Consider the following 11759-nt stretch of genomic DNA (forward strand, 5'->3'; position numbering starts at 1 on the left):
GGTCATCCTGGAGTGGCACGTTCACGGCGGCTACCCAATCACACCGGTGTTCGCCGAGGTCCGTCCGACTCGCGCGGCCTGGGCCGACGGCCAGGAGCCGTAGGCGGTGATGTCGAGGGCGGTCTCCGTCGCGATCACCTCGGTCAGGAAGCCACGGACGGTCCGGCCGTCGGCGAGCGTCACCGCGCCGATCGTCATCGGCTGCGGGAGCGCGGCGACGAACGTGCCGAAGCCGGACGCCGGAAGACGCCAGACCTCTCCGGCGATCGAAGAACCGCCGGCCGTGCGCAGCAGGCCGGGTTTCGGGGGGATCGTGTCCAGCGCGTAGAGCCGGTAGTCGGCGGTGGTCGCGGCCGGGCCGACGCAGGAACCGCCGGCCGAGACCAGCTGGTGGTTCAGCGGCTGACCCGACAGGTGGGCGCCGACGACGAACAGGTCGACGGGCGGGTCGGCCAGGACCTGGGCGAGGGCCACCAGCGTCCGGTCGCTGAACGCCGGACCGGTGAGCATGACCCCGAACGGGAGGCCGTCGACGATCCCGGCCGGCACCGCCAGTGAGGCCATGTCCAGCAGGTTCGCGAAGTTGGTGTAGCGACCCATCCGGGCGTTCGCACCGATCGGGTCCTCGGCCACCTGGGCCAGGGTCGGGTGCCAGGTGGTGGTCGGGGTCAGCAGCGCGGTGGCACCGGCCAGGGCGGCCCGGCCCGCGGCCCCGAGTTCGTCGAGACGCTGCCGGTCGCGGAAGGCGTCGGCGGCGGTGAAGCGGGCGCCACCGAGGATGATTCCGGCGACGGCCGGGTCGAGGTCGGTGCCGACGAGGCCGGGGTGCGCGGCGATGTGGTCGCCGACCGCGGCGGTTCGCTCGGCGACGAACGCACCCTGGTAGAGAAGCGACGCCGCGTCCAGCAGCGGGGTGACGTCCACCTCGACGATCTCGACGCCGGCGGCGCGGAACCGGCCGACGACGTCGGCGAACGCCGAGGCCCAGCCGTCGGCGAGCCCGGCGAGGTGCTCCGCGGCCGGAATTGCCAGCCGGGGCGTTCCCGCCGGTCCGGCGGCCGTGCCCTCGGGCGCCGGCCAGCCCGGCGGGGCCGGAGCGTCCGGACGGGCCAGCGGATCGATCCCGTCCGGCCCGCTGAGCAGCTCGATCGTCCGGCGGGCCAGGCGCAGGTCGCGGGCGAACACCGTGACGCAGTCCAGGCTGCGGCAGGCGGGAACGACTCCGGTGGTCGGCACCAGCCCGCGGGTCGGCTTCACGCCGACCAGGCCCTGCAGCGCGGCCGGTACCCGGCCGCTGCCTGCGGTGTCGGTGCCGAGCGCCAGGTCGACCAGCCCGAGCGCGACCGCCACCGCCGACCCCGAACTCGACCCGCCGGAGATCCGCGCCGGGTCGAACGCGTTGCGCACGGCCCCGTACGGGCTGCGCGTGCCGACCAGGCCGGTCGCGAACTGGTCGAGGTTGGTCACCCCGAGGATCAGCGCCCCGGCGGCACGCAGCCGCGCGACCGCTGTCGCATCGGCCGCCGGGGTGTAGGCGTAGGACGGCGCGGCCGCCGTCGTCGGCAGCCCGGCGACGTCGATGTTGCCCTTCACCGCGGCCAGCAGGCCGGCCAGCGGCAGGGCCGGATCGATCGACGCCGCCTCGGCCAGCACCTCTTCCTCCGGCCGCAACGCGATCCACACTTCCGGTCGGTCGACCTCGGCGATCCGCGCATAGGCGGCCCGGACCCGATCGGCGATCACGCGGCCACCTCCGACCGCAGCCGCACCGCGAACAGCACCTGACCAGCCGACACCGAGTCGCCGGGCGTCACGTAGATGTCCACGACCTCGCCGTCCGAGGGCGCCGTCACCGGTGTCTCCATCTTCATCGCTTCCAGTGCCAGGATTCGGTCCCCGCCGGTCACGGCGTCGCCGGGCCGGGCCGAGACCTGCCAGACCGTCGCGCCGAACGGTGCGGTGACCGCGATCGCTCCCGCCGGGACGGTGACCGGATCCGCGGCCGCCACCGGGGCCGGTTCCGGCCGGACGTCGAACTCCCCGGACGCGTGCCAGCGGTCCTTCTCGGCCGCGAACGCCGCCGCCTGGGATTCGCGGAAGGCCGCGATCGAGTCGGCGTGGGCGTCCAGAAAGGCTTGGTGCGACGCGAGGGAGAACCATCCGTCGGACGTCTCGAACTCGGCGCGCCCGGCGTCGGTCTCGGCGCGCAGCTCGAGCAGTTCCTCCCCCGTCACCGGGTACCACTCGATGCGGTCGAAGAACCGCAGCGCCCAGGGCCGGTCGGTGAACAGGCCGCCGCGCCGGAACCGGTTCCAGACCTGCACGGTGCGGCCGACGAACTGGTAGCCGCCCGGCCCCTCCATGCCGTAGATGCACAGGTAGGCGCCGCCGATGCCGACCGAGTTCTCCGCCGTCCAGGTGCGGGCCGGGTTGTACTTCGTCGTGACGAGCCGGTGCCGCGGATCCAGCGGGGTCGCGACCGGGGCGCCCAGGTAGACGTCCCCGAGGCCGAGGACCAGGTACTGCGCGTCGAACACGGTCCGGTACACGTCGTCGACGGAGTCCAGACCGTTGATCCGCCGGATGAACTCGATGTTCCACGGTGTCCAGGGCGCGTCGTCCCGGACCCCGGCCATGTACCGCTCGATCGCCAGCCGGGTGGCCGGGTCGTCCCAGGACAGCGGCAGCCGCACCCGGCGGGACGGCACGATGAGGTCCGCGGGCAGCGAGTCGTCGAGCTCCCGCAGGAGGCCGACCAATCGGCTCGCCCGCCCCAGGGTGTGGACCTGGAGCGACCGGATGCCCGGCGTGAGGTCGATGATCCGCTCGGGCCTGGCCGCCTCCAGCGCGGTCATCAGCGCGTGCACCCGCATCCGGAGGCCGAGGTCGAGAACCTGGTCGCCGTACTCGATCAGGAGGTTGTCGTCGCCGTCCCGGCGGTAGGTGACCGACGGGCGTCCCGGCTGCGCCGGGACCCGGGCCAGCACCCCGTCGTCCCCGTCGCCGGTGGCTCCGACCAGGGCCGGGGCCGTCGCGTCGGCTTCACGCACCCGGACGAAGCGGACGGTGTCACCGGGGCGCAGCTGACCGGCCTTCCACATCTCTCCGCTGGCGACGACGGCCGGGCAGACGAAACCGCCGAGGCTCGGACCGTCGGGCCCGAGGATGATCGGGGTGTCGCCGGTGAAGTCGATCGCCCCGACCGCATAGGGCGTGTCGTGGATGTTCGACGGGTGCAGCCCGGCTTCGCCACCGTCGCTGCGGGCCCACTCCGGCCGCGGCCCGATCAGTCGGACGCCGGTCCGGGCGGAGTTGAGGTGGACCTCGTAGCCGGTGGCGTAGAACGTGTCGAGGGCCGCGCGGGTGAAGAACTCAGGCGCCGCGTGCGGGCCTTCGGTGACCCCGATCTGCCAGCTGTGGGTGTAGGTGGGGCGATCGTCCACCGGCGCGGGGACACCGGTCGCGAGCGAGCCGATCCGCAGGACGTCGCCGGTGTGGAGGGCGCGCCCGCCGTGCCCGCCGAAGCCGCCGAGGGTGAACGTCGACGCACTGCCGAGGTAGTCGGGCACGTCGATCCCCCCGCGCACGGCCACGGCCAGGCGCAGTCCCGGCCCGGGAGCCGTTCCGATGCCCAGCACCCCTCCGGCGGGCACGGAAACCGGCTCCCACATTCCCACCGGCGCGCCGTCGAGCGTCACCGGTGCCGGTGCGCCGGTGACACAGACGACCGTCTCCACCGAGAACCGCAGCGTCGGACCGGTCGCGGTCACCTCCAGCCCGGGCGCGCGCTCCGGGTTGCCGACCGCCCGGTTCGCCGACCGCAGCGACACCGGGTCGAACGGCCCCGACGGCGGCACCCCGACCTGCCAGTGCCCCAGCCGGCCGGGCAGATCTTGCACGGTCGTGAGCGCGCCGGGCTCGAGGACGTCGATCCGGGGCTCGGGGTCCGCGGTGACGTCCAGCGTCGACGTCGAGTGGGTCGCCTCGCGCAGCGGCGCGCCATCGGTGAGCGCGCGGAGCAGCCCGAGGTTCGTGACGAGCCCGTCGACGCGGCTGGCGCCGAGCGCCGTGCGCAGCCGATCCAGCGCGATGTCCCGGGTGGGACCGGCCGCGACGACCTTCGCGAGCATCGGGTCGTAGTGCGGCGTCACTTCGAGCCCGGTTTCGATCCAGGCGTCGACGCGCACGTCCGGCGGGAACTGCGCGCGCGTGACCAGGCCCGTCGACGGTGAGTTGCCCTTGTCCGGGTCCTCGGCGTAGACCCGGGCCTCCACCGCGACCCCGGTCGGCGTCCAGGTGCGCGCGAAGAACTCGTCCAGGGCGTCGCCCCGGGCGAGGCGCAGCATCGCGTCCACCAGATCGACGCCGTAGGCGAGTTCGGTCACCGGATGCTCGACTTGCAGCCGGGTGTTGACCTCGAGGAACGAGGCCTCCTCCCGGAGCGGGTCGTAGACGAACTCGACGGTGCCGGCCGACCGGTAGCCGACGGACGCGGCGAGTGAGGCGGCCGAGCCGGCGATCTCGGCCCGGACCCGGTCCGGCAGCGACGGCGCCGGAGCCTCCTCGATGACCTTCTGGTTGCGCCGCTGGAGCGAGCAGTCGCGATCGCCGAGCACCGCCACCCGGCCGGATCCGTCGCCGAACACCTGCACCTCGACGTGGCGAGCCGGGCGCACCAGCCGCTCGAGGAACACCCCGGCGCTGCCGAAGGCCGCCGCGGCCTGCCGGGCCACCCGGTCGTAGGCGGCCCGGACCTCGGGCAGCGTCGCGCACGCCTGCATACCGATCCCGCCACCACCACCGGTGGCCTTCACCATGACCGGCAGCCCGATCTGCCCGGCCGCCGTCACGGCCTCGTCGGCCGACGCCAGCAGACCGGTGCCGGCCATCAGGGGGACGCCGGCCCGCGCGGCCAACCGGCGGGCCGTGTGTTTCGTGCCGAAGACCTCGATCTGCTCGGGGGTCGGTCCGACGAACGCGATCCCGGCCCGCTCGCAGGCGCGGGCGAAGTCCACGTTCTCGGAGAGGAACCCGTAGCCGGGGTGGAGAGCGGTCGCGCCGGTGGTGGCCGCGGCCTCGAGGATCGCGTCGGTGCGCAGGTAGGAGTCGCGCGCCGGGGCCGGGCCGAGCCGGACGGCCAGGTCGGCTTCGCGGACGTGCGGCGCGGCCCGGTCGGCGTCGGAGTAGACGGCCACCGTGGTGAGGCCGAGCGCGCGGGCCGAGGAGATGATCCGCCGGGCGATCTCGCCCCGGTTCGCGATCAGCAGGGTGTCGAAGCTCATGGCGCCGTCACGATCATGCGGAGGGGGGTGGGGTCGAAATCGTTGCAGGGGTTGTTCATCTGCGGGCAGTTGCTGACGATGACCAGCACGTCGACGTCGGCGCGGAGCGCGACGCGCTTGCCGGGCCCGGAGATGCCGTCGACGATGCCGAGCGTGCCGTCGGCCTCGACCGGGACGTTCATGAACCAGTTGAGGTTGGAGACGAGGTCTCGGGCACCGAGCCCGTGGCGGGCGGCTTCGGCTAGGAAGTTCTCCCGGCAGCCGTGCTGGTACGCGGTGTGGTGGCCGTACCGGAGCGTGTTCGACTCCTTCCCGCAGGCGCCGCCGATCGTGTCCTGCCGGGCGACCTCGTTGCCGACGACGGTCATCAGCGGGTTGCCGAACTGACTGCGCAGCACCGTGCCCTCGCGCACGTAGGCGTTGCCCTGCCAGGTCAGCGTGTCCGGGACGCTGTAGCGCTCGGACCGGTCGGCGTCGGAGTAGATCAGGCAGTCGGCGGACTGGTTGCCGCCGACGTCGACGATCGTCAGGACGTGCCCGGCGGCCACGACCGCGGACCAGGGCGCCCGGGGCGCGACGTGGTCGTCGCGCACGACCGGGCCGGGGACCAACGCGTTCATAACCCTCGCGCCTCCGCGTAGTCGGCCGTGTTGAGGTAGGCCCGGTAGGTCTCCGGGGTGGCGGCCTGGTCCGGGCCGGTGGGCGTCGCCTTCCAGGCGTGCACGCGCAACGGGCCGACGGTGAAGGCCTCGCGGGGGTCCAGCGGATGGGCGGTGTTCGCGATCAGGACGATCAGGGGCAGCTCGGCGAGCAGATCGACGTCTGCCGGGCCGCTGCTCCCCAGCCAGCGGAAGCCTCCGTCCTCCTCGACCCGGACCCCCTGGAAGAACGACACGCTCGGCGGCAGGTCCCGCGGCCCGAGGCCGTGCTTGGCCCCCGCCAGCGTGAACAGTGCCCGCCCCGACGGGCTGGGCCCCTCGGGTGCGGCGTCGCCGTACTTCCGCGCGTTCCAGGCGTCGGACGACGTCCCGCAGAACGCGTCGTGCCGGGCGGACGAGTCGGCGACGATCGTCGCGAGCACGCGTCCGTCGCCGGAGAGCAGCGGGTGTCCCGCGCCGAGGTAGGCCTGCCACGGGATCTTCTGCGTGTCGGCGACGTTGAGCCGCTCCCACGGGGCGACCGCGGAGTGGAGGAGGACGTGCGCGCAGGCGTCGCCGGTGACGTCGGTGAGCCGGATCCGGGTGCCGCGGGCGACGACCTTCGACGTGTAGCCGCCCGGGGCGACGGTCTCGGCCCAGGTGAGCGCGGACTTCTCGACGTCCGGCGGAGCGAACGGGGAGGTCGAGGCGGGCAGGTACGGCATCCAGTCGGCGCTGGTGCCGCCCTGCGCGCGGGCGTCGTCACGGGCGGCGGACACAGTGGACGTGTCGCGGGTCATGCGGCGCCCCCAGGGAGATATCTGTCGACTGACAGAAATCACCCTGCGGCCCGCGGGTTTCGCCGGTGTTTCCCGATTGCTACGTTCCCCGGACGTCGCTGGACGCGCCGGGGCCGGCGCCGGCGGGTCAGACCGCGGTGGTGGCCGGGGTGAGCCCGGTCAGCAGCGACGCGCCCGCGGTGGCCGCCTCGGCGGCGACCGGGCCGGTGAGGCCGGCCAGGCCCAGACACGCATGGGCGATCTCCACCGCGAGGCCGGGCCGCGGCGGCAGCGTCGTCACCATCTCCACCACGTGCAGGCAGGCCGCGCCGAGCGCGTCGGGTCCCACCGGGTGCCCGGCCGGGGCGGCCGCGGAGGCGAGCTCGGCGTAGATCGCCTGCAGCTGGGCCCGGTGCTCACGGAACGACGCGAATGCGGGCGCCGTCCGCACCTCGGGAGCCATGTACAGCGTGGCCACGCCCAGCGGGCCGGCCTGCAACGTGCCGACGTCGCGCACCGCCAGCGCGTACAGCGCGGCGGCCGCGGTCGGCGCGGCGGTGCGGATCGCGCCGACCAGGTCCAGCGTCGGGCGGACCGAGGCCTCCAGCAGCTCCAGCAGGATCTCGTCCTTGCCGGGGAAGTAGTAGTACAGCGAGGCCTGCCGGACGCCGACCCGGTCGGCGATCGCGCGGGTGGAGGTCGCCGCGAACCCGGACTCGCCGAACAGCGCCGCCGCCGCGTCGAGGATCTCCTGGCGGGGCGTCCGGTCGGGGTCCTGCGTCCCCCGGGCCCGCGGGCGCCCGGCGCGGTTGCTACTCACGGTGCCGATGCTGCCATGGTCCGTCGGCCGGGGGGCGGGCCCGGTCATCGGGATTTAACCGACCGGGACTTCGCCCGGAACACACCCGCCCCACTCTCATGGCCAATAACTGTCGCCCGACAGAAATCACCCGGAGGTGGAGTGGTGAGCGCACCCGCGGACACGCCTACGACGACCAGAAGCCCGATCGGGTACGAGCAGGAACTGCACCGCGGGGTCGGCACGTTCGCGTCCTTCGCCGCCGGCTTCTCGTTCGTCTCGATCCTGACCACCGTGTTCCAGCTGTTCGGGCTGGGCTTCCTGCTCGGCGGCGCGTCGTTCTTCTGGGCCTGGCCCGCGGTCTTCGTCGGCCAGTTGTTCGTCGCGCTGTGCTTCGCCGAGCTGGCCGGACGGTGGCCGGTTTCGGGCGCGATCTTCCAGTGGTCGAGCCGGCTGGCCCGGACGTCCTGGGGGTGGTTCACCGGCTGGATCATGATCATCGGGCAGATCCTGACCGTGGCGGTGGCCGCGATCGCGATCCAGGCCGTGCTGCCGGCGATCTGGTCGGGCTTCCAGCTCGTGGGCGGCTCGGGTGCCGACCCGTCGATCCTGTCGGAGACCGGCGCGAAGAACGCGGTCGTGCTCGGCATCATCCTGCTCGTGATCACCACGCTGGTGAACATCCTCGGCATCCGGCAGATGGCCGCGACGACCAGCGTCGGCGTCGCGATCGAGATCGTCGGCGTGGTGATCCTGATCGGAGTGTTGTTCGCGCTGTCCGAGCGCGGCCCGTCGGTCGTCCTGCACACCACCGGCTGGGAGGGGTCCGGGAACTACTTCTTCGCCTGGCTGGCGTCGTCGCTGATGGCCGCGTACGTCATGGTGGGCTTCGACTCGGCCGGTGAGCTCGCCGAGGAGACCCACTCGCCGCGCAAGACGACGCCGAAGACGATCCTGCGTGCACTGACCACGTCGGGCCTCGGCGGCGGGCTGCTGATCCTGGGCGCGCTGATGGCGGCGCCGAGCCTCACCGACGGGAACCTCTCGTCGCTGGGGTTGTCGTGGGTGATCACCGAGCGGCTCGGCGACGTGTTCGGCCGGCTGCTGCTGTGCTGCGTCGCGGTCGCGGTCTTCGCCTGCACGCTCGCGGTGCAGACGTCCGGAGCCCGGATGACGTACTCGATGGCCCGCGAGGGCGCGCTGCCGTTCTCGAAGGCGCTGGCCCGGGTCTCACCCCGCACCGGCACTCCGGTCATCACGTCGATCGTGGTCGGAGCCGGCGCGGCGATCGCGCTGGCGGTCAACGTCAACTCGACGACGATCTTCACCGCGCTGTCCAGCATCTGCATCGCGATGCTCTACATCGCCTACCTCGGCGTCACGCTGCCGCTGCTCGTCGTCCGGATCAAGCACCGCAACACCGACCACTTCCCGGCCGGCCACGACGAGGACGGGAAGCCGCTGTTCTCGATGGGACGCTTCGGCATCCCGGTGAACGTCGCCGCGGTGATCTACCAGGCGATCATGATCGTCAACCTGATGTGGCCGCGGCCGGAGATCTACGACCTGTCCACCGGCGGGAACTGGCTGCTGCAGTACAGCGCGGTGCTGTTCGTGGGAGCGGTCGTCGCGGTGGGAGCCGCCTACTTCGGTGGGAAGCGACTGCACCACCGCATCGACCTCACTCACATCCCGCACACCCACCTGGCCACCGAAGACGCCTAGGGCTGAACCCGCAGCGGGGGCCAGGACTCCGGGCCGATCTTGCCGTCGACGTCCAGGTCGTAGCCCCAGCCGCTGTTCATGTCACTCTGGAACCTGCGGGCCGCGGCCTGGGAGGTCGGCCCGAACACCCCGTCGATCGTGCCGGGGTTGTAGCCGTAGTGCTTGAGCAGGCACTGCGCCTCGATGCCGGACGACGACACCCCGGTCGTCGAGGGCTGCACGGTCGTGCCGGAGTAATAACCGGCCTGCCAGTACCCGAACGAGTTGCGCGAGTAGTGGCAGGTGTAGGCCGCGGCGGCCGGGCTCGCGGGCAGCACGGCGATTCCGCCACCCAGGGCGAGGGCGATCAACGCCACAGCGATGCGCTTGCGCATGATGGTGTCACTCCAGCTCTGTTCCCGCCGCGCCGAACGGCGCGGCGGGACGAGCCTCCGATATCGGTCTTGCGGAAATCTTGCGCGTTATTGCGCCATTTCGGGTGACTCAGGCGTTGAGCAGCTCGTACGCGCCCGGCGGCGTGGCCGCGATCTCGCTGTCCTTCGGCGTGGTCACCGGGGTGGCCGTGCCGTAGTCCGAGAGCGTGATCGTGTACGTGTAGGCCTTGTTCTTCGCGCTGGCCGGGACCTGCAGCACGACCTCGGAGGTCCGCCCCTCGGCGTCGAGCTTCGCGGTGAACGGCACCGCGTTCGCCTTCGGGCCGAGCGCGGTGATGATCTCCTCGTCGACCGCCTCCGAGTCACGCGACTTGGTCAGATCGAGCGTGCCGCTGAACGCGCCCGGACCGGCGTCCTTCGCGTCGACGACCGCGCCGAACAGCACTTCGACGCCGGCCGGGTCTTCGCTGTCGAGGCCCCACTCGATCGGGTATTCCTCCTTGTTCTTCAACTTGGACGGATCGATCTGCATCCACTTGTCGGGCAGCGACGGCAGGCCGGTGACGTCGTCGGTGTCCTCGAACGCGACGTGCAGCCAGGAGTCTTTGGCGATGACCCGGAAGTCCATCTTCATGACGAACTTGGGGTCGGCGTTGGTCACCACGGCCCGGCTCTCGGACGACTTACCGGGCGGATTGACCACACCGGTGATGTCCGGGGTGCCGTCCGGGGCGCCGGTGTTCTTCTGGGTGAACGCGTACGGGCCGGTGTCCGACGTCGGGACCGAGGCCAGCAGCTTCTCCTGGGGCGTCTCCGGTGACTTGGCCGCGGTGGCCGCCTCCTCGGCGGCGTCCTGGATCGCACCACATCCGGTGGCCACGAAGGCGCAGAGCACGAGCGCGACGACGGCGCCCCGCGTGCGGAGGCGGGGCATGAACGCTGGAGACATGACTTCCTTACTTCGGGAGCGGGCCGGCGGCGGTTCACGCCGTCCGACCTGGGGAGAGGAGGACGGCGGAAGCCTTCCGAACCCCACTGCCGATCGGCTGCGGAGTCGCTGCCGATCGGCTGCCGACCCGCGGACGCGGGCATCTCCGCCGCTCAGGCGCCGGCCAGGAGTCCCAGCGTGTCGACGACCCGGTTGCTGAAGCCCCACTCGTTGTCGTACCAGGCCACCACCTTGACGTGCCTGCCGTCGACCCGGGTCAGCGCGGAGTCGAAGATCGACGAGGCCGGGTTGCCGGTGATGTCGGACGACACCAGCGCGTCCTCGGAGTACTCCAGGATCCCGGCCAGCGCTCCGTCGGCCGCCGCCCGGTAGGCGTCCAGCACCTCGTCGCGCGTGACGTCGTCGCGCACCACCGTGTTCAGCTCGACGAGCGAGCCCACCGGCACCGGTACCCGGATCGAGTCGCCCGACAGCTTGCCCTCCAGCCGAGGCAGCACGAGCCCGATCGCCTTCGCGGCGCCGGTCGTGGTCGGCACGATGTTGATCCCGGCCGCGCGGGCCCGTCGCGGGTCGCGGTGCGGACCGTCCTGCAGGTTCTGCTCCTGCGTGTAGGCGTGCACGGTCGTCATGAACCCGTGCTCGATGCCGGCCAGATCGTCGAGCACCTGGGCCAGCGGCGCGAGCGCGTTCGTCGTGCAGGACGCGTTCGACACGATCGTGTGGACGGCCGGGTCGTAGGCGTCGGTGTTCACGCCGTAGGCCAGCGTCACGTCGGCGCCGTCCGAGGGCGCGCCCACCAGAACCCGCGCGGCTCCGGCGTCCAGGTGAGCCCGAGCCGCTTTCGCGGACGTGAACCGTCCGGTGGCCTCGAGGACCACGTCGACGCCCAGCGCGGCCCAGGGCAGCTGGGCCGGGTCGCGCTCGGCCAGCACCCGGATCCGGCGGCCGTCGACAACGAGGGTGTCGCCGTCGGCCCGCACCGGCCGGCCGAGCCGGCCCGCGGTCGAGTCGAACGCGAGCAGACGCGCGAGCGCCGCCGGTTCGGTCAGGTCGTTCACGGCGACGACGTCGAGGTCGCTGTCGCGCTCCAGCAGCGCCCGGAGCACGTTGCGGCCGATCCGGCCGAATCCGTTGATCGCGATTTTCGTCATGCCGCCAGCGTCGCGGCCGGCACCCCCGGACAGCAGTGGCGAGAGCGCCACGGTTCGAAAGG

The 11759-nt window shown here is 72.5% G+C and carries 9 protein-coding genes; 1 reads left to right on the forward strand and 8 read right to left on the reverse strand.

Annotation, left to right across the window (positions count from 1 at the left end; all coding sequences use genetic code 11):
- Positions 1–30 precede the first annotated feature (30 nt).
- From ACIBZJ_RS03855 to ACIBZJ_RS03875, 5 genes are all read right to left on the reverse strand, one after another.
- Entirely contained in the window at positions 31–1743 is a 1713-nt protein-coding gene (locus ACIBZJ_RS03855) for an allophanate hydrolase (protein WP_395925141.1), read from the reverse strand.
- Positions 1740–5282, reverse strand: a complete 3543-nt coding sequence (gene uca, locus ACIBZJ_RS03860) for an urea carboxylase (protein ID WP_395925143.1) — start codon at positions 5280–5282, stop codon at positions 1740–1742. The genes ACIBZJ_RS03855 and uca overlap by 4 nt, the downstream gene beginning before the upstream one ends.
- The gene (locus ACIBZJ_RS03865) at positions 5279–5902 is read right to left on the reverse strand and encodes an urea amidolyase associated protein UAAP2 (protein WP_395925145.1); all 624 of its coding nucleotides are present in this window, start codon (positions 5900–5902) and stop codon (positions 5279–5281) included. Before ACIBZJ_RS03865 ends, uca begins: the two co-directional genes overlap by 4 nt.
- On the reverse strand, positions 5899–6720 hold the full coding sequence (locus ACIBZJ_RS03870; protein ID WP_395925148.1) for an urea amidolyase associated protein UAAP1: 822 nt from the start codon (positions 6718–6720) through the stop codon (positions 5899–5901). The genes ACIBZJ_RS03865 and ACIBZJ_RS03870 overlap by 4 nt, the downstream gene beginning before the upstream one ends.
- 127 nt (positions 6721–6847) lie before the next feature.
- The gene (locus ACIBZJ_RS03875; RefSeq protein ID WP_395925150.1) at positions 6848–7519 is read right to left on the reverse strand and encodes a helix-turn-helix domain-containing protein; all 672 of its coding nucleotides are present in this window, start codon (positions 7517–7519) and stop codon (positions 6848–6850) included.
- 144 nt (positions 7520–7663) lie between these two features.
- On the opposite strand from ACIBZJ_RS03875, the gene ACIBZJ_RS03880 reads away from it, so the two are divergent.
- Complete coding sequence (locus tag ACIBZJ_RS03880) at positions 7664–9223, forward strand: APC family permease (protein WP_395925152.1); 1560 nt, start codon at positions 7664–7666, stop codon at positions 9221–9223.
- On the opposite strand, the gene ACIBZJ_RS03885 is transcribed toward ACIBZJ_RS03880, so the two are convergent.
- The 3 genes from ACIBZJ_RS03885 to gap form a co-directional block, all read right to left on the reverse strand.
- Entirely contained in the window at positions 9220–9597 is a 378-nt protein-coding gene (locus ACIBZJ_RS03885) for a peptidoglycan-binding protein (protein ID WP_395925154.1), read from the reverse strand. The two genes, ACIBZJ_RS03880 and ACIBZJ_RS03885, sit on opposite strands and share 4 nt — an antisense overlap.
- 109 nt (positions 9598–9706) lie before the next feature.
- Positions 9707–10546, reverse strand: coding sequence for a hypothetical protein (locus tag ACIBZJ_RS03890; RefSeq protein ID WP_395925156.1), 840 nt, complete (start codon positions 10544–10546; stop codon positions 9707–9709).
- A gap of 152 nt (positions 10547–10698) precedes the next feature.
- Positions 10699–11697 (reverse strand): type I glyceraldehyde-3-phosphate dehydrogenase, encoded by a 999-nt coding sequence (gene gap, locus ACIBZJ_RS03895; RefSeq protein WP_395925158.1) that lies wholly within the window; start codon positions 11695–11697, stop codon positions 10699–10701.
- Positions 11698–11759: the final 62 nt, after the last annotated feature.

Origin of the sequence: Cryptosporangium sp. NPDC051539, assembly GCF_044454545.1 — a bacterium.
Lineage (GTDB): Bacteria > Actinomycetota > Actinomycetes > Mycobacteriales > Cryptosporangiaceae > Cryptosporangium.

Bases quoted from the DNA above. Each gene is read 5' to 3' on its own strand.
- ACIBZJ_RS03885 (WP_395925154.1), bottom strand. From the start codon at position 9,597: ATGCGCAAGCGCATCGCTGTGGCGTTGATCGCCCTCGCCCTGGGTGGC.
- ACIBZJ_RS03870 (WP_395925148.1), bottom strand. From the start codon at position 6,720: ATGACCCGCGACACGTCCACTGTGTCCGCCGCCCGTGACGACGCCCGC.
- ACIBZJ_RS03890 (WP_395925156.1), bottom strand. From the start codon at position 10,546: ATGTCTCCAGCGTTCATGCCCCGCCTCCGCACGCGGGGCGCCGTCGTC.
- ACIBZJ_RS03865 (WP_395925145.1), bottom strand. From the start codon at position 5,902: ATGAACGCGTTGGTCCCCGGCCCGGTCGTGCGCGACGACCACGTCGCG.
- uca (WP_395925143.1), bottom strand. From the start codon at position 5,282: ATGAGCTTCGACACCCTGCTGATCGCGAACCGGGGCGAGATCGCCCGG.
- gap (WP_395925158.1), bottom strand. From the start codon at position 11,697: ATGACGAAAATCGCGATCAACGGATTCGGCCGGATCGGCCGCAACGTG.